At 60.5% G+C, this 23,743-nt stretch carries 20 protein-coding genes and 1 tRNA gene; 13 read left to right on the top strand and 8 right to left on the bottom strand.

The window, feature by feature from the left end; translation table 11 throughout:
- Nucleotides 1-167: 167 nt before the first annotated feature.
- The 4 genes from JOD78_RS11975 to dnaG all read left to right on the top strand — a co-directional run bounded on the left by JOD78_RS11975 (nt 168) and on the right by dnaG (nt 4,382).
- Nucleotides 168-1,376: an NAD(P)/FAD-dependent oxidoreductase gene (locus JOD78_RS11975; protein WP_209532435.1), complete on the top strand. Its 1,209-nt coding sequence runs from the start codon at nt 168-170 to the stop codon at nt 1,374-1,376.
- Between the two features lie 212 nt (nt 1,377-1,588).
- Nucleotides 1,589-1,801: a 30S ribosomal protein S21 gene (rpsU, locus tag JOD78_RS11980; protein WP_006462949.1), complete on the top strand. Its 213-nt coding sequence runs from the start codon at nt 1,589-1,591 to the stop codon at nt 1,799-1,801.
- A 297-nt stretch (nt 1,802-2,098) separates the two neighbouring features.
- Nucleotides 2,099-2,545, top strand: coding sequence for a GatB/YqeY domain-containing protein (locus JOD78_RS11985; protein WP_121044756.1), 447 nt, complete (start codon nt 2,099-2,101; stop codon nt 2,543-2,545).
- A 40-nt stretch (nt 2,546-2,585) separates the two neighbouring features.
- Complete coding sequence (dnaG, locus tag JOD78_RS11990; protein ID WP_039790070.1) at nt 2,586-4,382, top strand: DNA primase; 1,797 nt, start codon at nt 2,586-2,588, stop codon at nt 4,380-4,382.
- Nucleotides 4,383-4,873: 491 nt separating this feature from the next.
- Here the strand turns inward: dnaG and JOD78_RS28300 are convergent, their stop codons facing one another.
- Nucleotides 4,874-5,167: a hypothetical protein gene (locus JOD78_RS28300; RefSeq protein ID WP_227022640.1), complete on the bottom strand. Its 294-nt coding sequence runs from the start codon at nt 5,165-5,167 to the stop codon at nt 4,874-4,876.
- 52 nt (nt 5,168-5,219) lie between these two features.
- Here JOD78_RS28300 and rpoD point away from each other — a divergent pair, with 52 nt between their 5' ends.
- Together rpoD and JOD78_RS12000 are read left to right on the top strand one after the other, a co-directional pair.
- Nucleotides 5,220-7,445, top strand: coding sequence for an RNA polymerase sigma factor RpoD (gene rpoD, locus JOD78_RS11995; protein ID WP_008325811.1), 2,226 nt, complete (start codon nt 5,220-5,222; stop codon nt 7,443-7,445).
- Between the two features lie 57 nt (nt 7,446-7,502).
- Nucleotides 7,503-7,581, top strand: a tRNA-Ile gene (locus JOD78_RS12000).
- A gap of 249 nt (nt 7,582-7,830) precedes the next feature.
- Here the strand turns inward: JOD78_RS12000 and JOD78_RS12005 are convergent.
- Complete coding sequence (locus JOD78_RS12005; protein WP_209567958.1) at nt 7,831-8,859, bottom strand: AraC family transcriptional regulator; 1,029 nt, start codon at nt 8,857-8,859, stop codon at nt 7,831-7,833.
- Between the two features lie 126 nt (nt 8,860-8,985).
- On the opposite strand from JOD78_RS12005, the gene JOD78_RS12010 reads away from it, so the two are divergent.
- The 4 genes from JOD78_RS12010 to JOD78_RS12025 all read left to right on the top strand — a co-directional run bounded on the left by JOD78_RS12010 (nt 8,986) and on the right by JOD78_RS12025 (nt 13,924).
- Complete coding sequence (locus tag JOD78_RS12010) at nt 8,986-10,656, top strand: AMP-binding protein (RefSeq protein ID WP_209567956.1); 1,671 nt, start codon at nt 8,986-8,988, stop codon at nt 10,654-10,656.
- 47 nt (nt 10,657-10,703) lie between these two features.
- Nucleotides 10,704-11,468, top strand: a complete 765-nt coding sequence (locus JOD78_RS12015) for an SDR family NAD(P)-dependent oxidoreductase (RefSeq protein ID WP_209567954.1) — start codon at nt 10,704-10,706, stop codon at nt 11,466-11,468.
- A 68-nt stretch (nt 11,469-11,536) separates the two neighbouring features.
- A complete protein-coding gene (locus JOD78_RS12020) occupies nt 11,537-12,739 on the top strand; it encodes an acetyl-CoA C-acyltransferase (RefSeq protein WP_209567952.1) in 1,203 nt (400 codons plus the stop codon).
- A gap of 36 nt (nt 12,740-12,775) precedes the next feature.
- The gene (locus tag JOD78_RS12025; RefSeq protein ID WP_209567950.1) at nt 12,776-13,924 is read left to right on the top strand and encodes an acyl-CoA dehydrogenase; all 1,149 of its coding nucleotides are present in this window, start codon (nt 12,776-12,778) and stop codon (nt 13,922-13,924) included.
- Nucleotides 13,925-14,002: 78 nt separating this feature from the next.
- On the opposite strand, the gene JOD78_RS12030 is transcribed toward JOD78_RS12025, so the two are convergent.
- The 6 genes from JOD78_RS12030 to JOD78_RS12055 form a co-directional block, all read right to left on the bottom strand.
- Nucleotides 14,003-14,926, bottom strand: a complete 924-nt coding sequence (locus JOD78_RS12030) for a helix-turn-helix domain-containing protein (RefSeq protein WP_209567948.1) — start codon at nt 14,924-14,926, stop codon at nt 14,003-14,005.
- Nucleotides 14,927-15,392: 466 nt separating this feature from the next.
- Complete coding sequence (locus JOD78_RS12035) at nt 15,393-16,442, bottom strand: phenylacetaldoxime dehydratase family protein (RefSeq protein WP_209567947.1); 1,050 nt, start codon at nt 16,440-16,442, stop codon at nt 15,393-15,395.
- Nucleotides 16,443-16,467: 25 nt separating this feature from the next.
- Nucleotides 16,468-17,709, bottom strand: a complete 1,242-nt coding sequence (locus JOD78_RS12040) for a GTP-binding protein (protein ID WP_209567944.1) — start codon at nt 17,707-17,709, stop codon at nt 16,468-16,470.
- A complete protein-coding gene (gene nthB, locus JOD78_RS12045) occupies nt 17,706-18,365 on the bottom strand; it encodes a nitrile hydratase subunit beta (RefSeq protein WP_209567942.1) in 660 nt (219 codons plus the stop codon). Before nthB ends, JOD78_RS12040 begins: the two co-directional genes overlap by 4 nt.
- Nucleotides 18,366-18,427: 62 nt before the next feature.
- The gene (gene nthA / locus JOD78_RS12050) at nt 18,428-19,027 is read right to left on the bottom strand and encodes a nitrile hydratase subunit alpha (protein ID WP_209567940.1); all 600 of its coding nucleotides are present in this window, start codon (nt 19,025-19,027) and stop codon (nt 18,428-18,430) included.
- 70 nt (nt 19,028-19,097) lie between these two features.
- A complete protein-coding gene (locus JOD78_RS12055) occupies nt 19,098-20,612 on the bottom strand; it encodes an amidase (protein WP_209567938.1) in 1,515 nt (504 codons plus the stop codon).
- Here JOD78_RS12055 and JOD78_RS12060 point away from each other — a divergent pair.
- From JOD78_RS12060 to JOD78_RS28240, 3 genes are all read left to right on the top strand, one after another.
- The gene (locus JOD78_RS12060) at nt 20,611-21,012 is read left to right on the top strand and encodes a hypothetical protein (RefSeq protein ID WP_209567936.1); all 402 of its coding nucleotides are present in this window, start codon (nt 20,611-20,613) and stop codon (nt 21,010-21,012) included. The genes JOD78_RS12055 and JOD78_RS12060 overlap by 2 nt on opposite strands.
- Before the next feature lie 58 nt (nt 21,013-21,070).
- Nucleotides 21,071-21,976 (top strand): transporter, encoded by a 906-nt coding sequence (locus JOD78_RS12065; RefSeq protein WP_245202094.1) that lies wholly within the window; start codon nt 21,071-21,073, stop codon nt 21,974-21,976.
- A 113-nt stretch (nt 21,977-22,089) separates the two neighbouring features.
- On the top strand, nt 22,090-23,655 hold the full coding sequence (locus tag JOD78_RS28240; protein ID WP_209567933.1) for a methyl-accepting chemotaxis protein: 1,566 nt from the start codon (nt 22,090-22,092) through the stop codon (nt 23,653-23,655).
- The last annotated feature ends 88 nt before the right edge of the window (nt 23,656-23,743 follow it).

A 23,743-nucleotide genomic window follows, 5' to 3' on the forward strand; every position in this document is an offset into this window, starting at 1 on the left:
TGGGAGGAAGAAGGCGAAGGGCCGGTATCGCAAGATGCCGGCCCTTGGTCTTTGTGGCTTCCCGAGCGCACGTTGTTTCCTGGCTCTTGTGTTTTCGGGGCGGGATCGCGGACAATCACGGCTTTGAAGCGGCCTCGGGCTGCACCGAGATGCGTGCCGGAGGAAGCATGAGCAAGAACAATCCCAATCAATTTGATGTCGCCATCATCGGCGCCGGTGCGGCCGGCATGATGTGTGCCGCCGTGGCCGGCCAGCGCGGCCGCCGCGTGGTGCTCATCGACCATGCCGGCAAGCTGGCCGAGAAGATCCGCATCTCCGGCGGTGGCCGCTGCAATTTCACCAATGTGGGGGCGGGTCCGCAGCACTATCTCTCGCAGAATCCGCATTTCTGCCGCAGCGCCTTGTCGCGTTATACGCCGCAGGATTTCATCGGGCTGGTCAAGCGCCATCGCATCGGTTTTCATGAGAAGCACAAGGGGCAGCTCTTCTGCGATGACTCTGCCGAAGACATCATCGCCATGCTCAAGGCCGAGTGCGAGGCGGGCAACGTCAGCTGGCGCATGCCCTGTACGGTGCAGGAGGTCGGCAAGAGCGGTGAACAGTTCCGCATCGCTACCAGTGCCGGCGAGATCCAGGCCAGCAGTCTGGTGATTGCGACCGGCGGCTTGTCCATTCCCAAGATCGGGGCCACCGATTTCGCCTATCGCATCGCGCGCCAGTTCGACCTGAAGCTGGTGGAGACGCGTCCCGGCCTGGTGCCGCTGACCTTCGACGGCAAGGCCTGGCAGTCGCTCACCGAACTGGCCGGCATCGCGCTGGAGGTGTCGGTGGAGACCGGCGAGAAGAAGGAGCGCGGACATTTCCTTGAAGACCTGCTGTTCACCCATCGCGGGCTGTCCGGGCCGGCCATCCTGCAGATTTCCAGTTTCTGGCGGCCGGGCACGCCGCTGCGGCTCAATCTCTTGCCGGAACTGGATGTGGCGCAGTTGCTGATCCACGGCAAGGGCACGCTGAAGAAGAATCTCGGCAATCTGCTGGCACAGTGGCTGCCCAACCGCCTGGCCGAAGGCTGGCTCAAGATCAATGGCTTCGATGCCAACGCGCGCATTGCCGACATGCCCGACAAGTCGCTCAAGAAGCTGGGTGACTCGCTCAATCACTGGGTGATCCTGCCCAGTGGCTCGGAAGGTTATCGCAAGGCCGAGGTCACGCTGGGCGGCGTGGATACGCGTGAGTTGTCGCAGCAGACCATGATGGCCAACAAGGTGCCGGGACTGCATTTCATCGGCGAAGCGACGGACGTGACCGGCTGGCTCGGCGGCTACAATTTCCAGTGGGCGTGGGCCTCAGGCGTGGCGGCGGGTTCCGCGGTGTGAGGGCGGCCTGGAAGGCAGGTGTTGGACTTTTTCCTTCATTCGCCCTTGACTTCAGGTGAAGGATCATCTTGACTGTGATAAGTGCCTGATTCTTATCCGTTTTTTACCACGGTGGTGGAAAAAATGCCACGTTTGGCCTTCCAATCGGGTGCCAGTGCTGCTACAATCGCTTTCTTTGCTAATCCAACCTAACCTTTCTGGTTTGAATTTACATGACCACTATTCGCGTTAAAGAGAACGAGCCGTTCGAAGTTGCAATGCGTCGCTTCAAGCGCACCATCGAGAAGACCGGTCTGCTGACCGAACTGCGCGCACGCGAGTTCTACGAAAAGCCGACCGCTGAGCGCAAGCGCAAGCTGGCTGCTGCCGTGAAGCGTCACTATAAGCGTATCCGCAGCCAACAGCTGCCGAAGAAGCTGTACTAAGAATTTCTCGCCGCGCACTCGTGCGGCCGATGTGTAAACCCGCTCCGGTGTTGGTCCGCAGCGGGTTTTCGCATTTATTCCCGATTTGTCGAGGTGTTTTCTCCGGGTGCCTGGCTGGCCTGGTTTTTCCTGTTGGCAGCCCCAAATAGGAAGGAAAGCACCAATTCGGGCTGGCGATAAGCCCATCCATGTTCTACGATGCCAAGACCGGGCCTTGCTTTGTTGCTGCCCGGAATACTGGATGCGGGATGGCGCCAGATCGCAGAATACTCATCCACCTCATCTTCGGAGTACCCCATGGGTTTGAAAGAGCAGATCACGGAAGACATGAAGGCCGCCATGCGCGCCAAGGACATGGGCAAGCTGGGCACTATCCGCCTCTTGACCGCCGCGATGAAGCAGAAGGAAGTCGATGAGCGCGTCGAACTGACCGACGCCCACGTGCTGGCCATCATCGACAAGATGGTCAAGCAGCGCAAGGATTCCATCTCCCAGTTCGAAGCCGGCGGTCGCCAGGACCTGGCTGACGTTGAAAAGGCCGAACTGGCCGTGCTGGCCACCTACATGCCGGCCAGCCTGTCGGATGACGAGATCAAGGCTGAAGTCCAGGCCGCCGTGGCTGCCACCGGTGCTGCCGGTCCCCAGGACATGGGCAAGGTCATGGGCGTGTTGAAGCCCAAGCTGGCCGGACGTGCCGACATGACGGCCGTGTCCGCCCTGGTCAAGGCCGCGCTGGCTGCGTAAGCAGCCCCTTCGCCTCGTTGCCTAACGCCCCGCTGCCCAGGTGATTCCTCAGTCGTTCATCCAGGACCTGCTCAACCGCGTCGACATCGTCGACGTGGTCGGTCGTTATGTGCAACTGAAGAAGGGCGGCGCCAACTTCATGGGCCTGTGCCCCTTCCACAACGAGAAATCCCCCAGCTTCACCGTCAGCCCGACCAAGCAGTTCTATCACTGCTTCGGCTGCGGCGCGCATGGTACGGCGATCAGTTTCCTGATCGAGTATTCGGGGATGGGATTCGTGGAAGCGGTGAAGGATCTGGCCCAGAACGTGGGCATGGTGGTGCCCGAGCGCGAAGACAACATCCCCCTGGCGCAGCGCCAGGAAAAGCAGGCCAAGAGCATGGCCCTGTCGGACGTGATGACGCGCGCCAACGATTTTTATCGTCATCAGCTGCGCAGTGCCCAGCCCGCGATTGCCTATCTCAAGGGCCGCGGACTGACCGGCGAAGTCGCTGCCCGCTTTGGCTTGGGCTATTCGCCGGACGAGTGGGACAGCCTGCGCCAGGTCTTCCCTGACTACGAGAACGAAGTGCTGGTCGAGTCCGGCCTCGTCATCGACAAGAGCGAAGAGGGTGGTGGCCATCGCAAGCGGTATGACCGCTTCCGTGGCCGGATCATGTTCCCCATCCGCAATACCAAGGGCCAGGTGATCGGCTTTGGTGGCCGGGTGATGGACGGTGGTGAACCGAAGTACCTGAACTCGCCCGAAACGCCGCTGTTCCAGAAGGGCAGCGAGCTGTATGGCCTGTTCGAGGCGCGCCAGGCGATCCGCGAGGCGGGTTATGTGCTGGTCACCGAAGGCTACATGGATGTGGTGGCGCTGGCCCAGCTGGGTTTCCCGCAGGCCGTGGCCACATTGGGAACGGCGTGTACGCCCATCCACGTGCAAAAGCTGGTGCGCCAGACCGATGAAGTGATCTTCAGCTTCGACGGCGACAACGCCGGCCGCCGCGCCGCGCGCCGCGCGCTGGAGGCCTGCCTGCCGCATGCTTCGGACAACAAGACCATCAAGTTCCTGTTCCTGCCCAAGGAACACGACCCTGACAGTTATGTGCGCGAGATGGGCGCGCCGGCCTTTGAAGAGCAGATCCGCGAAGCCATGCCGCTGTCGCAGTTCCTGTTGAAGGAAATCATCGGCGAGAACGACTTGCGTACGCCCGAAGGCCGCGCTCATGCGCAGTTTGCCGCCAAGCCGCTGCTGCAGGCCTTGCCGGCATCCGGTCTGCGCCTGCAGATCGTGCGCAGCGTGGCCCAGGCCACGCAGACCACGCCGGCCGAGCTGGAAGTGCTGTTTGAACTGGAAAAGCCGGTGGCGCGCGTACGCAGCGCCCCGCCGCGCACCAAGCGCACCGCCCCGGTCGGGCTGGAGCGCCAGATCATGCGGCTGCTGGTGGCGCATCCGCAACTCTCGGCCGACCTCGATGCCGCCGCGCTGGAAGCCATCGCCCGCATCGCGCCCGACCAGGCCGAGCTACTGGCGCATCTGGTCGGTGTGGCCCAGGGCATGGGCGAGCAGGCCAATTTCGCCGCGCTGGTCGAGCACCTGCGCGAGGGCGGCCCCGAGTTTGACTCGATGATCGCGGAAATCGCGGCCGAGTCGGAATCCGAATTTGATGTGGTGCGGGCCGAGATGGCCGGTGCCATCCGCCAGGCCAGGATCCGCGCGCTCGATGACGAGATGCAGATGCTGGTGGCCTCCAACCTGCGCACCGAGGAAGAGCGCAATCGCTATCGTGAGCTGATGCAGCGCAAGGAATGGCTCAAGCGCCAGACCGGCGGTGCGGTCGCAGCAGGTTGACGGGCGGCTTTCCCGTGGAAGCGGGGAGGGGGCTGAAGGAAGAATCGGCAGGGAGGGTCTTGCGTGATGTTTGCGTGACCCGATCTGAAGAGTGAGCAGGATTAGGGAAGCAGAAATCGGCCTGGTGTGGAAAACGCGGTAAAGCACTGCAAATTGTCGTGTTTTACGCACCGGATCGCTGGCGGATGGCCGAATATCGCGGCTTGATCCCAGGGAAAAGAGCCCCATCTGTGCTATAATAGAGGGCTTTAGTTCCGCCGGATGGCTCTTGCATCCCCACCCTGCGGCGACATGCCTTCACCCCGGCGCATCGGGAGGGAGGACGGCAGACAGCGGTATCGCTGCCGGATTGCAAGCGGCATGACTGCCTGCTGCGCGCGATCGATGGCCCGCCGGTAAAAGGAACGTTGCGCGTGCAGCCGGAGTCTACCGGGCAACCGGTACCGGAGTTGCATCATTAGCATGACTTGATTGGCGCAATGAGTGAATTCTCAATTGGCAGTTGATTCTATGGCAAATGCAATGAAGAAACCCGCGAAAACTCCAGCAGCGTCGGCAAAGAGCAGCAAGACGGCAGCGGCGGTAAAATCGACCGCTGCGGCCAAGACCACCCAGGCGGTAGCCGCCAAATCGCCAGTCAAGGGGACGGCGAAGGCTGCTGTTACCGTAAAACCCACGGCCAAGACTGCAGCAGCAGCGACGCCGAAAAAGACGGCAGCCCAGACAACTGCCGCCAAGCCGGCCCGCGCCGCATCGCCCAAAGCGACTGCAACGCCAGCCAACAAGTTACCTCAAGCCGCCGAACAAGCGGTTTCTGTGAAAGCGACGAAGACTTCCGTGACCACCAAGAAACCCGAAACCAAGACCGCCAAGACCACCAAAGCCGCACAGGTGGAAGGCAAAGATGTCAGCGCGACTGCTGCGTCGAGCGTAAGCCAAACCACTGATGCCGCTGCCCTGGCAGCCATCGACACGTCCGGCTATGTGCTGCCGAGCGTCAAGGTGCCGGGCCGCCGTGGCCGCAAGCCCAAGGAATTCCAGCCCGAGAGCGATGAAGTTGCCGCACTGAACACCATCGAGCGTACCGAACTGAAGGCCGCCGACAAGGCCAAGGCCAAGGACCGCAAGGCCAAGGAAAAGGCCTTGCTGAAGGACGCTTTCTCTTCCGACACCGAAGCCAGCGAAGAAGAGCTGGAGCGCCGTCGCCAGAAGCTCAAGACCCTGATCAAGCTGGGCAAGGAACGTGGTTTCCTGACCTTCTCGGAAATCAACGACCACCTGCCGGAAAACATCGTCGATCCAGAAGCCATCGAAGGCATCATCGGTACCTTCAGCGACATGGGCATCTCGGTCTACGAGCACGCTCCTGATGCGGAAACCCTGCTGCTGTCGGACAACGTGGCCAACGTGGCCAGCGATGATGACGCCGAAGCCGCAGCCGAAGCTGCACTGTCGACCGTCGATTCCGATTTCGGCCGTACCACCGACCCGGTGCGCATGTACATGCGTGAAATGGGTTCGGTCGAACTGCTGACCCGCGAAGGCGAAATCGAAATCGCAAAGCGCATCGAAGATGGCCTGAAGGACATGATCCAGGCCATCTCCGCCTGCCCGACCACGATCGCCGAGATCCTGGCTGCGGCTGACCGCATCTCCAAGGATGAGATCAAGGTCGACGAAATTGTCGACGGCCTGGTCGATCCCAACGAGAGCGAACAGCAGGTCGAGGCGGCCTCTTCCGACTCCGATGAGGACGACGAGGAAGAGGAAGAAGAGGAAGAAGACGAAGAAGAAGAGGAAAACGAGAGCAGCGGCTCTGGTGCCGCCGGCTTCTCCGCCGAACAGCTGGAACAGTTGAAGCGCGACGCGCTGGGCAAGTTCGCCGTCATCGGCACCCAGTTCGAGAACATGCGCAAGGCTTTCGAGAAGGAAGGCTACAACTCCAAGCCTTACGTCAAGGCACAGGAAATCATTTCCAACGAGCTGCTGGGCATCCGCTTCACCGCCAAGATCGTCGAGAAGCTGTGCGACACCCTGCGTGCGCAGGTGGACGAAGTGCGTACCGTGGAACGCCAGATCCTGGACGTGGCCGTCAACAAGTGCAACATGCCGCGCGCGCACTTCATCAAGGTGTTCCCGGGCAATGAAGTGAACCTGGACTGGGTGGATGGCGAAGTCGCCGCCAACCATGACTACAGCGCCGTGTTGAGCCGCAATGTGCCGGCCATCAAGGAACTGCAGCAGAAGCTGATCGACCTGCAGGCGCGCGTGGTACTGCCGCTGCCGGACCTGCGTGCGATCAACAAGAAGATGGGCGCCGGCGAGAAGAAGGCGCGCATGGCCAAGCGTGAGATGACCGAGGCCAACCTGCGTCTGGTGATCTCGATCGCCAAGAAGTACACCAACCGTGGCCTGCAGTTCCTGGACCTGATCCAGGAAGGCAACATCGGTCTGATGAAGGCGGTGGACAAGTTCGAATATCGTCGCGGCTACAAGTTCTCGACCTATGCGACCTGGTGGATCCGTCAGGCCATCACCCGCTCGATCGCTGACCAGGCGCGCACCATTCGTATTCCGGTGCACATGATCGAAACGATCAACAAGATGAACCGCATCTCGCGTCAGATCCTGCAGGAAACCGGTGCCGAGCCGGATCCCGCGACCCTGGCGATCAAGATGGAAATGCCGGAAGACAAGATCCGCAAGATCATGAAGATCGCCAAGGAACCGATCTCCATGGAAACGCCGATCGGTGACGACGACGACTCCCATCTGGGCGACTTCATCGAAGACAACAACACGCTGGCGCCGGCCGATGCGGCCTTGCATGCCTCGATGCGCAACGTGGTCAAGGACATCCTGGATTCGCTGACCCCGCGCGAAGCGAAGGTGCTGCGCATGCGTTTCGGTATCGAGATGTCGACCGACCATACGCTGGAAGAAGTGGGCAAGCAGTTCGACGTGACCCGCGAGCGTATTCGTCAGATCGAAGCCAAGGCATTGCGCAAGCTGCGTCATCCTTCGCGTTCGGACAAGCTCAAGAGCTTCCTGGAAGGGAATTGATCTTAAGGGTGAGTCAGGATTGGCCGGCGAGATGTTAAAATCGCCGGCTGATTTTTTGGCCCCCTAGCTCATGCTTGGTTAGAGCAGCGGACTCATAATCCGTTGGTGCCGTGTTCGACTCACGGGGGGGCCACCATATAGAAGGGCTTACGGTAAAACGTAAGCCCTTTTTTTTTTTGACTTCCGACGTTTGCCCGACCTGCCGCCGGAGTTTGAAGAACAGGCTATGACGAGCCCTAAGACCGCGTGGCTGCCTTTGGCAGGCAGTGGAAAACAGGTCAATTCGCGAGGGTCAGTCAGCTCTCGCGAGCAAATCACCATCCGTGAAGCACCCCGCTCCCGACATGATTTAACCCGCCCTCTACCTTCGCACGCGACCTCAACCTCAGCGCTGAGAATCCATCACCCTGATCTGCAACAAGTCCCGCCGATAAGCCCCAGGGCTTTTCCCTGTCCACTTGCGGAAGGCCCGGTGAAACGCACTGGCTTCAGTAAAGCCAAGATGCACAGCAATGGCAGCCACGCTCAATTCATTTTCTGCGAGCAATGTCTGGGCGATGCCGCTGCGTATCTCGTCCTTGAGCGATGCATAACTTTGTCCTTCTTCGCGCAGGCGACGTCGCAGGGTCGCAGGCGAGACGCCGAGGCGCTCTGCAATGGCATCGAAGTCTGCCCAGTCGCTGGGGGAGGATTGCTTCAGATGGGCTCGCAGCTTGGTGACCCAACCGGTATCGTGACGGTAACGCACCAGCAGGTTGGCGGGGACATCGCGCAGGAAGGGCTTCAAGGCGATGTCCGAGCGGATCACCGGAAGGTCGAGATAGACGGCGTCGAAGCTCAGGGCGCAGCGCGCTTTGTTGAAGTTGACGGGCACCCCGAAGAATTCCAGGTAATCAGGCCGCCCTTCCGGAATCGAGCAAGAAAAGTCGATGCACTGCAAAGGAATGCGCCGGCCGACCAGCCAGCAGGCCAGTCCCAGCACCAGTAGCAAAAATGTGCGATAGGCAAAGGCAGGATAGGGCGATCTGTTCTTGATCAGGATGATGTGGGCCTTGCCGCCATCAATCTGCAATTCTCCATACGGCTCATCAAGCACGATGCGCAGAAAACGCAACGCGCGCCGCAAGGCCTGCCCAAGCGACTGTGCATGCAGCACGGCATGGCACAGCAAGGTGAAGCTTCCGTGGCGCATCGGCCGCGCAGAAAGGCCGAAGAATTCATCGTCCGTAGTCCGCGCAATCGCCAGCCACAATGCCCCATATTGCTCTGCAGTGACAGGCCCCGCCTGCGTCATGTCCAGTCCCGCCTCCTTTAGCAGCGGGGCAGTCTCGTATCCCTGCCTGACCAGGCAGCGCAAGGCGTCTTCAACAAACGAGAACTGGATGGAAGGCGTCTCGCTGACCTTTTTCAACATGGTAAATCCGATCAAGGAATCAGCAGGTATTTGTCATTGCTTGCAATGTTCTGCCCGCCTAGTATCTATTGCCATACACATCGAAGTCATAGTGTAAGCGCAAAAATACAAAGTGGAGACGACACCATGCCTGACCCTACCCCCGAGCCGCGCAAGCCGGACTATGCAGACGCCTATGCGGCATTTCGCATCGAAGCGCTGCGAGAGCAGTTCCAAGGAGATTTCGAGACGGGCATCAACGCCTGTGTCGAATGCTGTGATCGTCATGTCGACGGGGACAAGATCGCCCTGGATTTTGTGTCCGCACAAGGCGAGCATCGCCAGTACAGTTTTGCCCAGTTGCGTTCGATGGCAGCGCGGGTGGCCAATCTGCTCAGGCAGCAAGGGATACAGCCGGGCCAGATCGTGGCCGGCATGCTGCCGCGCACGCCGGAACTGTTGGCCACCGTGCTCGGCACGCTGCGCGCCGGTGCGGTCTATCAACCTCTGTTTACGGCCTTCGGACCCAAGGCCATAGAACATCGGCTGGCACTGAGCGGTGCCAGCCTGATCGTCACCAATACGGCCAACCGGGCCAAGCTGGATGAGGTCGCCAATTGTCCGCAAGTCTGCACGATCAGGGAGAGCAGCGAGCCCGTGCGCGCGGGTGATCTCGATTTCCGTGCGGCCGTGGACGCCCAGTCCGACGACTTTGCCCCCGTCATGCGAACCGGCAGCGACCTGATGCTCATGATGTCCACCTCGGGCACCACGGGCGCTGCCAAGGGGGTACCGGTGCCGCTGTCTGCCCTGCCGGCGTTCGCGCTCTACATGCGCCAGGCAGTGGGCTTGTTGCCGGAGGACAGATTCTGGAATATGGCCGATCCGGGTTGGGCCTATGGCCTCTATTACGCCATCATCGGTCCCTTGGCCCTCGGTCAGGGCATTACCTTCAATGAGGCCGCATTCACCGTCCAGGGAACCTACGAGATCATCCGCCGCCTGGGCATCACCAGCCTGGCCGGCGCCCCCACCGCCTATCGCATGATGATGGCCGCCGGCGAGGAAGCGGCAGCCAGCGTCAAGGGCCAGCTACGCACCGTCAGCAGTGCCGGCGAACCATTGAATGCCGAGGTGGTGCGCTGGTTCGCCAGCGCTCTGGATGTCCCCATCCATGACCATTACGGGCAGACCGAGCTGGGGATGGTGGTCAACAACCATCACGCCTTGCAGCACGAGGCCGTGCCCGGGTCGGCCGGTTTTGCCATGCCAGGGTATCGCGTGGTGGTGCTTGACGAGAATCTGCAGGAGCTCGGTGCGAACCAGCCAGGCGAACTGGCCATCGATATTGCGCGCTCGCCCCTGTTCTGGTTTTCCGGTTACTGGAAGCAGGAAACCCCGGCCATTGCCGGCGGCTATTACGCCACCGGCGACAACGTCGAGCTGGAGAAAAACGGCAGCATCAGCTTCATTGGTCGCTCCGACGACGTGATTACCTCAGCCGGTTACCGGATCGGGCCATTCGATGTCGAAAGCGCGCTGCTGGAGCATCCTGCGGTGGCCGATGTGGCCGTCATCGGCTTGCCCGACCCGGAGCGCACCGAGATCGTCAAGGCCTTCGTGGTCCTGTCGGACAAGTTCAAGGCCCATGACAAATTGGCGGAGGAGTTGGCACAACACGTCAAACGGCGACTCTCCGCCCATGCCTATCCGCGTGCCATCGAGTTTCTCGAGGCGCTGCCCAAGACGCCCAGCGGCAAGCTGCAGCGCTTCATGCTGCGCCAGATGGAAGCGGATCGGCGGACTGACCATTCCTGAAGCATGATGATCGAGTTTGATGCAATCAAGAATAATCGAGGATAACCATGGCCATTAAACAAGGTGTCTATGTCGTCACCGGCGCAGCTTCCGGACTGGGTGCGGCGACCGCCGAGCAGCTCATCAAGGCCGGTGCGAAGGTGGTGCTGGCGGACGTCAACCCGGTGGCCGGTGAAAAGATGCAGGCCACACTCGGTGCCAATGCCCGATTCGTGTTGACGGACGTCACCAGTGAGTCCAGTGCGCAAGAGGTCTTTGCGGTCGCCGCCACCATGGGCCCGGTGGTCGGCCTGGTCAACTGCGCCGGCATTGCACCGGGGGAAAAACTGCTGGGCAAGAGCGGCGTGCATCGATTGGACAGCTTCATGCGCGCGCTGAACATCAACCTGGTCGGCTCGTTCAACATGGCACGGCTGGCGGCACAGCACATCAGCGGCGGCCAGGCTGACGCAGAGGGCGAGCGTGGCGTCATCATCAATACGGCCTCGATTGCCGCCTTCGACGGACAGATGGGGCAGGTGGCCTATGCCGCCTCCAAGGGCGGGGTGGTATCGATGACCTTGCCGATGGCACGCGAGCTGGCGCGTCATGGCATCCGGGTCATGACGATTGCGCCCGGCATCATCGAGACGCCCATGATGCTGGGGATGCCGGAAGAGGTGCTGGAATCCTTGAGCCGCAACGTACCTTTTCCACCTCGCCTCGGAAAACCTTCCGAATTCGCCGGCCTGGTCATGTACATCCTGGAAAACCGCTACCTGAACGGCGAGGTCATCCGGATGGATGGTGCGCTTCGCATGAGCGCCAAGTAGCGGCACCAGGCCCGATACGTCAGCAAGCGAGAGAAAGACAGATGAATGAAAAAGCAAAAGGAGCCAGCATGTCCGCAGACCCGGTGGTGATCGTGTCGGCTGCCCGTACGGTGATGGGCAGTTTCCAAGGCGCGCTGGCGGATCTGCCGGCCCCGCAACTGGGGGCAGTGGCGATGTCGGCTGCCCTGCAACGTGCCCGCCTGTCCGCGCAGCAGATTGCGCAGATCGGACAGGTATGGATGGGCTGTGTGCTGCAGGCAGGCCTGGGACAGTCCCCCGCACGCCAGGCCGCCTTGCGCGCCGGCTTACCGCAGTCGGTAGCCTGTGCCACCTTGAACAAGGTCTGCGGCTCGGCCATGCAAGCGGTCATGCTGGCGCATGACAGCATACTGGCCGGTTCCGCGTCGATGGTGGTGGCAGGCGGCATGGAGTCGATGTCCAATGCGCCCTATCTGCTGCCCAAGGCGAGGCGGGGTTACCGTCTGGGACACGACAGGGTGCTGGATCACATGTTCCTCGATGGACTGGAAGACGCGTATTCGGACCAGCATCGCGGTCGACTCATGGGAAGCTTCGCCGAGGATTGCGCCAGTGAGTTCGGTTTCACTCGCGACCAGCAGGACGCCTACGCGGTCCAGTCCACCTTGCGCGCGCGCGAGGCGATCAGCAACGGCGGCTTCGACTGGGAAGTGGTTCCCGTCGATGTGACGGGCAAAAAGGGCAGCCTCGTGATCCGTCACGATGAGGGACCGATGGCGGTGAACCTGGAGCGCATCGCTACCCTCAAGCCAGCCTTCCGTAGCGATGGCACCGTCACTGCGGCCAATTCCTCTTCCATCTCGGACGGCGCGGCGGCCCTGGTACTGATGCGCGAATCGCAGGCAGTGAAGCAGGGCTTGACGCCCCTGGCCAGGATACTGGGTCATGCCTCGTATGCCGGCGCGCCCGAGAAATTCCCCACCGCGCCAATCGGCGTGCTGCGCAAGATCTTCGCCAAGACCGGGTTGGATGCCGCCAGCACCGACCTGTTTGAAATCAACGAGGCGTTTGCGGTGGTGCCCATGGCGGCCAGCCGGGAACTGGACATCGACATGGAGAAGATCAATGTCCATGGCGGGGCCTGTGCATTGGGACATCCTATCGGTGCTTCCGGTGCGCGCATCATTGTGAGCTTGTTGGGGGCACTCAAGGCACGCGGCCTCAAGACCGGCATCGCAAGCCTGTGTATCGGCGGCGGCGAAGCGACGGCCATCGCCCTGGCACTGGCGTGACGGTCGCACGCCGTTTAAACGGAGAAAGAGATGGAGATGTTGCTGAGCCCTGAGCACGAGATGATTCGCGACGCCATGCGTCAGTTTGCACAAGAACGCCTGTTACCTTTTGCCGCAGACTGGGACAGAAATCATACCTTTCCCGCCGAGGCCCTGAAGGAACTGGCCGAGTTGGGCGCCATGGGTATGTGCGTGCCGGAGCAGTGGGGCGGCGCCGGAATGGATTACATGAGCCTGGTGCTGGCGCTGGAAGAGATTGCCGCAGGCGACGGGGCGACTTCAACCATCGTCTCGGTCCAGAATTCCCTGGCCTGTGGCATTACCGAGAAGTACGGGAGCCCGGCCCAGAAAGAGCAGTGGCTCAAGCCGTTGGCACGCGGCGAGATGTTGGGCTGCTTCTGCCTGACGGAGCCGCACACCGGATCGGACGCGGCAGCCATCAAGACCAAGGCCGAGCGAGACGGTGACGATTTCATCCTCAACGGGACCAAGCAATTCATCACCAGCGGCAAGCACGCCGGGGTGGCCATCGTATTTGCCGTCACCGACAGGTCAGCAGGCAAGAAGGGCATCTCCTGCTTCCTGGTGCCGTGCGATACCCCAGGTTTCGTGGTCGGACGCAGCGAAGAAAAGATGGGACAGCATGCTTCCGATACGGTGCAGATCATGCTCGACAACTGCCGTGTTCCCGTCGCAGCCTTGCTCGGCAAGGAAGGGGATGGATATCGCATCGCCTTGTCCAATCTCGAAGCTGGCAGGATCGGCATTGCCGCGCAGAGCGTGGGCATGGCGCGCGCCGCCTTCGAGGCCGCCGTCAGCTATGCCCGGCAGCGGGAATCGTTCGGAGTCCCCATCATCGAGCACCAGGCCGTCAATTTCCGCCTGGCCGACATGAACACCTTGCTGGACGCCGCCAGGCTCATGGTGTGGCGCGCCGCCCAGTTGAAGGATCAGGGACGACCTTGCCTCAAGGAGGCGTCGATGGCCAAGATGTTTGCTTCCGAGGCCGCCGAGAAAATTGCCTCCGATGCGATCCAGATCCATGGGGGCGTCGGCTATACCAGCGACTTTCCGGTCGAGCGCATTTACCGTGACGTGCGCATCTGCCAGATCTATGAAGGGGCCAATGATATCCAGCGCCTGGTCATCGGTCGAGCCATCACCAGCGATCAAGCGCATTCGTGAAACGTGACGTAGGTCGAACGAAAGAATAAAGGCTGCCAATCGGCAGCCTTTATTCTTTGTTCTTTATGGAGCAGGGACCTAGTGCGACAACAGGCTCTGCGGGGTACAGCCAAAAGCGGCCCGGAATACCCGGCTGAAGTGGGACAGATCGGAGAACCCGGCGTCCAGCGCCGCCGTGGTGACATTGCCGGCATTGCCTTCGGTGAGGGCGCGATAACTGGCTTGCAGTCGCACCCGGCGCAGCACGTCCATGGGAGTCTGGTTGTGCTGGGCAAAGGCGCGTGTCAGCGTTCGTTCAGAGACGTGGTGAGCGGCGGCTAGGACGTGGAGGTTGAGTTGCGGGTCGGTATAGTTCTCGCGCAGATAGGCGAGGACACGTTTGTAGAGATCATTCTTTTCTGCCGCAGTTGCCCTGGAACCGGGCGCGGCCAGGCTCAAGGCGAGCACGTCCAGCAAGGCAGCGCTGTAGCGCACCGCCGACTCGGCGTCGTTGAATTCGCAAGTGCCTGCTTCTTCCAGCATCGAGCGCAGCGCCATCACACCGGGCCGGCGGACATCGATCAACTGCGCGGTCAGGTGTTCGGCTTCGGGACAGCGGCTCAACAATGACTTGCGGGGCAAGCGGGTCAGATAGATCTTCTCGGGACCCAGTGCGAACTCGAAAGGCCGAGCGCCGTCGTACAAGGCCATGTCACCCGATTGCAGACGGGTCTGGCGACCGTCCTGCGCCAGATAGGCTTCGCCGCAGACCATGAAGGCAAGCCACAGGTCGTCGTCGGGATTTGAGCGAATATGGTGCGCATCACGTCGCCAATGGTGCAGGGGCGAGCTCATGATGGCCATATCGAGCATCCCGATGGAACTCACTGACATGGCGCCGTTGAAGACTGGCGCGCCCAACAGCTTGCTGTCGGCCTGAAGGCAATGGCGACAAACGACATCATTCCAATACTCGAAGCGCCGTGGCGCTTCGACGATCTCAGTGGTGTATTGAGCCTTCATAAGGGGCACTCCTGATGTATCGAGTCGATGCAGATATGCTGGCTGATGACCGGCCTGGCGAATGGGCTTGGCTGGCTGGTTTCGTGCAGCGTTGTGGCTGCTGGAGGACCGATCCCCGGTAGCAAAGTATCCGCCAGATGAACGCGCAAGGGCAATAGAATTTCATGCATCGCTGCCAATGGCGCTACATATTTTGTGCAAAATTTATGCCTGCCTTCGGATATCTGGACAAGCTGCGCTGAAGGAGGAATTTGATTGATGGATTGCGTGCAGTTCACGACCCTCGATTGCCCGGAAAACGGCCAGGGGAAAGCGTTTTCAGCGCAGCGCAGCAAATGCTGGCTGGTGAGGCGGCGTCGTTCCAGGCAGGGCCCAGGATGTTGCTCAGGGCGAAAAAAAACCACTGGGTGGATTGCCCAGTGGTCTTGCCGATGACCTGTCGGGTGACTGGCTCGGGCGTTTCTGCTCAGGAAGTCTTGGCGTCGCGCAACATGCCGGTTTGCGGATGGCAGTTGATGTATTCCAGCCATTGCGTAGCACCATCGGAAACTGATACCTCGTGATAAAGCCTGAGTTTTTTCAAACCGGTGACGACCTTGAAGAAGGTGGTGAAGATGCGCAGGTGGGTGGGATGTGATTCGGCCCAGCGTTCCAGCAGATCCAGCGAGCGCCAGTGGCCGATGTCGTAGGCAATGTCGAGCAGATTGCCCTCCAGGTCCACATTGCGCACGAAGCGGTTGCTGTAGCAGCCGATCTCCTTTCCCTGATCCCGCAGGAAGTCCATGCCATCCTGCAGAGGTGGCAGCATCTCGTTGAAATAGAGCGCGCGCTCCTCCAGGTCGGCATCGACCCAATCCTGGCCGGAGCGGATCAGGGCGATGTTGTCATGCCCCTTGAGCCGCACCCGGCCGCCTTTGGCGGGCTCGCCGTAGATCACTTCCAGCTGACCTGAAGGGCGCATCCGGTCCACTTGTGAAGCGGGAATACGGTCACGCATCGACCCCCAGTATCCGTGCTCTTCTATGTCGTCGCTGATGCGGTCCATGACAGCGCCCACCCCTGGCAGCTCTTCCTTGAAGGCATACAGGGTCTCGAACTGCTCGGCGCGTGGCGAGAAGACTTCCTTGAAGTAGCCGACGCCATCGGCGAGCCGGGCATCGCTGTCCCACCATCCGGCGACGTCGGGGGAGCGCATCCAGCGGCAATAGCGGCCCGCATCACGCCAGTAGCCGACGACGATGAAGTTGCCATAGCCCTGGTTGTCGAGGTGATAGCTCATGTCATGGTTGCCTGGGCCATCGGGCAGAGCGAAGCTGGAGACGATGTGGCGCATGGCCTGCAGCGCGTCTGCCCGCTTTTCTTCCTTGAACTGGATGCCCAGGTAGGCCATCGTTACCTGCGTCAGGTTTTCGTCAGCGCGGCCGACCCACATCGGGAAGGGCGGCTGGTAATCGTCGCCCACCCGGCGTGAGAGCGTGCGAGGACATTTGAGATGCTGGTCGATTGCGGATTCCATGCGGGATCTCCTTCTGGGAAAAATATCAATGCAAAGTGGTACTGGCGCGCTCGTCGAACGCGGCAGCACCGTATAGCTGTGCCCAGGCGTCCGGACCGGCTTCGATTTCGGTGGTGGTAAGCAGGCAGGCGTCGAGCTCCTCGGTCAGCAAGTCCCAATCGATACCTTGGCCAATGAAGACCAGTTCCTGTCGGCAGTCGCCCGCCAGTGCGTCCCACTTTTCCTGGATGCCTTGCCGGCGATAGCTGTCCTGCGGCCATTGGGTCTGCTCGATGAAACGCCACCAGCGGCCCACAAAGCCCCACTGAAACTGGCCGCCAGTCTGGACCAGCATGGCAATGTCGGAATATCTGCTGGCCATCCACAGATAGCCTTTGCAGCGCAGCAGGCGGCCGTTGCGCCAAGGACGTCCGAGCCAATCCAGCAGCCGGCCGGGATGAAAGGGCAGTCGTGCGCGATAGACGCTGGAAGAGATGCCGTAGGTGTCGGCCTCCGAAGGTGGGTGGGCGCCATCCATGGTCTGCATCCATCCTGGCATGCGGGCCAGGCTGGGCAGATCGAACAGTCTGGTGTCGAGTACCTGATCCAGATCGACCTTGCCGTGCGCCATCGGCAGAATCCGTGCAGTCGGATTGAGCTTCTGCAGCACTGCCTTGAGCGCGGCGAAGGCGCTGGCGTCGATCAGGTCGATGCGGCTGACCAGGATCACGTTGGCATACTCGACTTGCTCGATGAGCAGGTCGGAAAGCGGGCGCGTGCTGGCGCCATCGGCTTGGGCAATGGTGACGTGGTCAGCCAATTGCTGTTGGAACGTTTCGCCGTTGACCACCGTGACCAGCGTGTCCAGTCGCGCCAGCTCGCTCAGGCTGAAACCATCGCTGTCGAGAAATGCAAAGGTTTCCGCCACCGGGATGGGCTCGGAAATGCCGGTCGATTCGATCAGCAGATAATCGAAACGGCCCGACCTTGCCAATGCGCTGACCTGCTCCAGTAAATCAGCGCGCAAGGTGCAGCAGATGCAGCCATTGCTCATCTCCACCAGCTCATCATTGCCGCGGTAGAGTTCGGTATTGCGCCTTACATCGTCGCCATCCATGTTGACTTCGCTCATGTCATTGACGATGACCGCCACTTTCATCCCCGCCCGGTTGCGCAGGATATGGTTGAGCAAGGTGGTCTTGCCAGATCCGAGAAATCCCGATAACACCGTCACCGGGATCCTCTGCGCCTGAGCATTCAGCAATACCTCGGGCGCGGGTTCGTTCATGCGCGTCCACCTTGTTGCGGTACTTTGTCCAGATAGCCTTCGAACAGGTCGACCACCACGAAGCCGTCGTCGCAGGCATCGCCCCACACATCGCGGTTGCTGAACTGGACGTGATAGGTCGGCTGCATCACGGCGCTCTTGTCGCCGTGGCCGATGGTGTCAGGGAAGGGCCATTGTTCGGTGGTACGGTGCAGCACCACGCCCTCTTTGCCGCGTACATAGCCTGGGCAGCGGATGTGGCCAGTGACACGCTCGTCGCGTACCAGGACGCGGTCGCCCACTTCGAAGGGCGGGCGGCCGGTGATGGCGGGGCGGCCCTGGGATTGTGCGGGGCGGGCCAGCTGGAAGTGGGAACCCAGCGCCTCGTCGAGCTCCTGCTGGGTGAGCACGCCTAGCTCCACGAGCAGCGATGCGGTGGCGATCACATAGCGCTCGTAGTACTGGGTGTTGGCCTGCTGGCGGAACTCGATGCGTTCCACCGCGTGACGGACTTCGTCCACGCTGTAGAGCTTCATGTGATCGGCACCCAGGAACATCAGGGTATAGGCCAGGTGTTCCCAGTCCTGCTTGAAGACCTTCTTGTAATCGAGGCTGTTGATGGTATGCGGAATCCGGCCGAAGCCCTGAACACCGCCGAGGTCGTGAAAGCCATCCATGTTTGAATCTCCAGTGATTGAATATGAAATAAAAGCCAAGCTGCGGTGGAGCAGACCGGCGCTCAACCCACCTTTGGCAGGGCCACGCCGATGAGCACGTCCTTTGTGAGGAGCTTGCTGAGCGCCTCTTCGCTCCATCCTTCGGTGCCGGCCGGACGCATCGGCAGCACCAGGTAACGGGTCTCGGCGCTGGTGTCCCAGACTTTCACCGTCATGTCCTTAGGCAGTTCGGTGCCGAGTTCGGCGAGCACCGTGCGTCCCTCGCGCACCAGGCGGGCGCGGAATTCGAAGCCCTTGTACCACTCCGGCGGCAGGCCCAGTACTGGCCAGTTGGTGCAGGAGCAGAGGCTGCAGACGATGACGTTCTTGAGTGTGGGCGTGTCTTCCAGCGCCACGATGTATTCGCCCTGCGGGCCGGTATAGCCGAACTCTTCGCAGGCGGCCGTGCCGTCACGCAGCAGCAGTTCGCGGTATTGCGGATCGCTCCAGGCCTTGGCCACCACGCGGGCACCGTTGGCCGGGGAGAATTTGTTGGCCAGCAGATCGGTCAGGCCTTCGATATAGCCTTCCGGAATCAGCTTTTTGTCGTTGAGAACCTTGAAGAGCGCCCACGCCCGTTCACCCGGGGTGGAAGTTTGTGCGGAAGAGGATGGATTGCTCATGATTTTTTGACTCCTGGCTTGAAAATGCGGGGTGGTAAAAAATGCCGCTAAGAACTTCACGAAAGAAACATCAGTGCTGCTGCCAATCCATGCTGGCCTCGAAGGCTGCCGCTGCCTGATAGAGCGTGGCTTCGGCGTAGTGTTTGCCGACCACCATCAATCCCACGGGCAAGCCATCGACCGTGCCACAGGGAATGGACATGGCCGGGTGACCTGTGATGTCCAGCGGTGCGGTATTGCCAATCATCTCGAAGGCGCGCGCGACGTACTCGGCCAGGGGGCAGCCTGCGGCCGGCAATGGCTGCGCGATGATGGGGACGGTGGGCATGACCAGCAGATCGAAATCGGCCAGCGCCTTGTCGTAGCCGACGCGCGCACGGCGGGCGATGTTCTGGGCCTTGGCGTAGAAGCGGCCCTGATACCGGGTCAGCCCGTATTGGCCGACGAACATGCACAGCTTGAGCGTGGCCGACAGATCGTCGGCATGTTCACGCCAATGGGCGTGGTGCTGCAGCAGGCCAAGGTCGTAGAGCCCCTTCCAGTTGAAGCCCATGCCGTTGCCATGCATCATCTGCATGGTCAGGCCTTCGCAGCCGATGGGCTGCCAGAGCGCACCGGCGAGCACATGTTCCTCGACCGATACGGGGGCTACGGATGCTCCCAGTTTTTCCAGTTGGGCAATCGCATCCTGCACCTTATCTGCCACCCGCTGATCCATATTGCCCAGGGCAAAACCTTCGGTGAGGATGCCGATCTTCAGGCCACGCACGCCCCGGTCAAGCGCTGCAGTATAAGGCTGCACCTGAGGCGCGTATTGACGTGGATCGAGGCCGTCGGCGCCGGCGATGACTTCCAGCATCAGCGCGTTGTCGCGCACGTTGGCGGTGATCGGCCCCACATGATCGACCGTCGCTTCAATGGGCATGACGCCGGTATAAGGAACCAGGCCATGCGTGGCCTTCATGCCATAAGTGCCGCAGAAGGCCGAGGGAATGCGGATCGAGCCGCCCTGGTCGCCACCGATGGCCATCTCCGCTTCGCCTGCCGCCACCAGCGCCGCACTGCCCGACGAGGAGCCGCCCGAACCATAGCCGTGGCGGCGGGGATTGTGAACCGGAGCCGGGTCGGAGGTATGGCTGCCGCCCGACAGGCAGAAATGCTCGCAGGTGGCCTTGCCAAGAATGGTGGCGCCGGCATCGAGCAGGCGGGTCACGATGGTAGCGTCGTAGCTCGGCACGAAACCTTCCAGTGTGGAAGAGCCGTTCATCATCGGCACGCCTGCCAGGGCCACATTGTCTTTGAGCACCACGGTGCGGCCCGCCAACTTGCCCTGGGGGGCGCCCTTGACGGTGCTTTTGCACGCCCAGGCATTGAGGGGATTGTCCTTGGTTGCCGGCCGGGCGGCAGCCGCGCGCGGATACTTGACGGCGGGAATTTCATCGGGCAAGCCATCGATGACATCGTAGGCATCGAAGCTTGCCTGCATCAAGTCCAGGTATTGACTGGCCTGCTCCGTGGTGAGCTGGATGTGCAGGGAACTGGCGAGCTCCTTGAGTTGCTCTGGGGTGGGTCGGACGATAGGCATGAAATTCGCGCTCCTGTATTTCGAATGCCCCGTGATGGGGCATTGCACTGCAATGGGAAGGTCAGCAGCGGCGGTCAGCAAGCTCGTCGCGGCCACCGTGCATCGCTATCATTGGCGAGCATTACTGTCGATGCTTGTCCGTGCAGGTCATTCGTTTGTCATTTGCGGACAAGCCAGCCAGTGTCGTGAGGAAAAATGGGAAATCGTTTACGTATTTCCGTCTTTGCGTTCTGCACACCAGGAGAGGCACGACAGGCATGCAATCCACGTCAAGGCGGGCGTGGAAAGTATCAGTTTTCAGAATGTCTTGTTATGGCAAGTACCTTGGCCTGATTTGACGAGTCAGGCGGGCCTTGCCTCTTTATCTTTTCATCACCGTCGGATCGGTGCAGGCATGTGACGACGCCTGTTCGGAACACGGCGATTCCATCCATATGAAAAGAGAGGACAAGATGAACATGCACTTGAAAGCAGGACGCCGTTTCGCCTCGTTGCGAACGGTCTTATTCTCCATTGCCGTTGCCCTGGCGATGGGCGTGATGGCCGACGCTTGCGCCATCGATGTCGATCCGGCAGATTATGTGCCGGCCCCTGCGGGGACCACCGCCGGTCTGCTGTATCAGCAGCATGCCGAACGCGACGCCAGCTACAGCGGTGGTACCCGCAGTGCTGGCAATCCTTTGCTGACCACTGATGTGACCATCCTGCGCCTGGTGCATTACATGAACATCGGCGGCTATACGGTGGGTCCCCAGGTGCTGCTGCCCTTCGCCAGTCTGCGCAGTGGCCGCGACATCAAGGCGCTGGGCAGTGAGAACGCCCTGGGTGACCTGATCCTGGCCGCGCCTGTGTGGCTGGTCAACGATCCTTCAAAATCGACCTTCTTTGCGGTGGCCCCTTATCTCTACCTGCCCACTGGATCGTATTCCGACAGTCGCGCGCTCAACGTTGGCGAGAACCGATGGAAGTTCGACCTGCAAGCGGGTCTGGTTCAGCGGATATCCGGTCCCTTGTATCTCGACCTGACCGGGGATGTGATGGTCTATGGCAAGAACAACGATTATGGAAGCGGTCGCGGCAGTATGCGCCAAGCACCGCTTTATCAATTGCAGTCCTATCTGCGCTATCAGTTTTCTGCCACCACCAACGCCACTGCGGGGCTGTCGCGGACCTGGGGCGGAGAAACCAGCGTCAATGGCGTGGACAGCCACGACCAACCCAATCAGTTGAAGATTTCCTTCGGTGGCAGTACCTTCGTGGCGGCCAAGACGCAGATCATGGGCAGTATCGGTCGCGACTTGTCGGTCGACAATGGGTTTAAAGAAAACTTCCGTCTGAACCTGCGACTGCTGCAGATTTTCTGATTGAGCGGGGATCCATCGTTGTGCATGCTTGATCGCTCCGATGGTTCGCGGCTTGGCTGCCGAGCTGCGGGGCGAACAAGCCATGCTGTCTGAATCTACCTTGAAGGATCACTATGAAGCTGAGTATCGTGTCTCGCTTGAATCTGGTGAGTTTTGTGTTGGCACTGGGATTGCTGGGTGTCAGTAGCATGGCCTGGATTTCACTGAACAACGTCTCTGCCATCGCCGAGCGCACTGCCAGTGTGCGGGTAAGGCAGCTGGAGCGTATTGCAGATGTGGAATTGATGATCACGCGTATCTCTGCACAGTTGCGTCATACCATGCTCAATGCCCGGCAGCCGCAGGCGATAGCCGAGATTCAGGCAGCCATGCGCAGTGACGAAAAGAAACTGGGCGAAATTTTTGTCGAGTATAAAAAGGAAATCCATACCAAGGAGGGAGAAGAATTTTTCGCCAGAGCTGTCACCTACAAGACTGGATTCTGGGACGCTGCCGAATTCAATATCAAGCTCATTGAGGCAGGCATCGCTTCCGGCAGTCAGGATGAGGCCTTTGCGTTTCTTAATGAGAAGACCCTGCCCGCGCTCAATACCTGGCTCAACGGTTTGATAGGGGAAAAGAAGGTGCAGTCGGATCTCCTGCTGGAGCAAATCGCACTAATCCAGGAAAGCAGCAAATCCTTGCGTAATCTGCTGGTAGGGCTGACCGCTATCGTAATTGCTGGCCTGGTCGCGTTTTCGTGGTATTGCGCGAGAGTGCTGCGTCGTCGATCAGAACAGGCACAGCGAGTAGTAGAGCATATCCGTGATGGAGATCTCATGGTCAGTGCTCGGGACGACGATCGTGATGAGTTCAGCCCCTTGTTCCAGGCTTTGTCCGATATGCAGAGATCGCTTGGGCGTGTTGTGTCTTCGGTTCGCAAGGGGTCGGAAAGCGTGGCGACTGCCTCAGCCGAAATCGCACAGGGTAATCAGGACCTGAGCAGGCGCACGGAACAGCAGGCCAGTGCATTGCAGCAGACCGCCGCCACGATGGAGCAACTCAACACGACGGTAAGGAACAATACTGACAGTGCCGAACAGGCTAATCAGTTGGCTCAGGGCGCTTCGGCAGTCGCGGCTCAAGGCGGTGAAGTCGTGGGACGGGTAGTTAGTACCATGCAGGGCATCAGCGACAGCAGTCGCAAGATCGGTGACATCATCGGTGTCATTGATGGCATCGCTTTCCAGACCAATATCCTGGCTCTCAATGCGGCAGTGGAAGCCGCTCGCGCCGGCGAAGGGGGACGGGGCTTCGCGGTGGTGGCCAGCGAGGTGCGCAATCTTGCGCAACGTAGCGCGGGAGCGGCCAAGGAGATAAAGGCCTTGATCAGTCGTAGCGTAGAGCAGGTCGAGCAGGGAACTGTGTTAGTTAATCAGGCTGGCAAGACCATGGATGAGATCGTAGCCTCGATCGGGCATGTCAGCGGTATCGTGGCGGAGATTACCTCGGCCAGCGTCGAACAGACCAGTGGAATATCTCAGGTAGGCAATGCGGTGGGTATGATGGACCGAGCCACCCAGCAGAATGCTGCCCTGGTCGAGGAGAGTGCAGCTGCAGCACAGAACCTCAAGGAGCAGGCGCTGCAGCTCGTGCAGGCCGTTGCCACCTTCAAGTTGGCGGCTGACCTACCGGTGTAATTTGTGCCCTGTTTTGTCCAGCAGGGGGGAAGATGGGGGAATTCCGGTAGAGCAAATGCTCTTTTGAGGATCCCATCTTGTCGATCGA

It is taken from the genome of Herbaspirillum sp. 1130, from assembly GCF_017833835.1.
Taxonomy (GTDB): Bacteria; Pseudomonadota; Gammaproteobacteria; order Burkholderiales; family Burkholderiaceae_D; genus Herbaspirillum; species Herbaspirillum huttiense.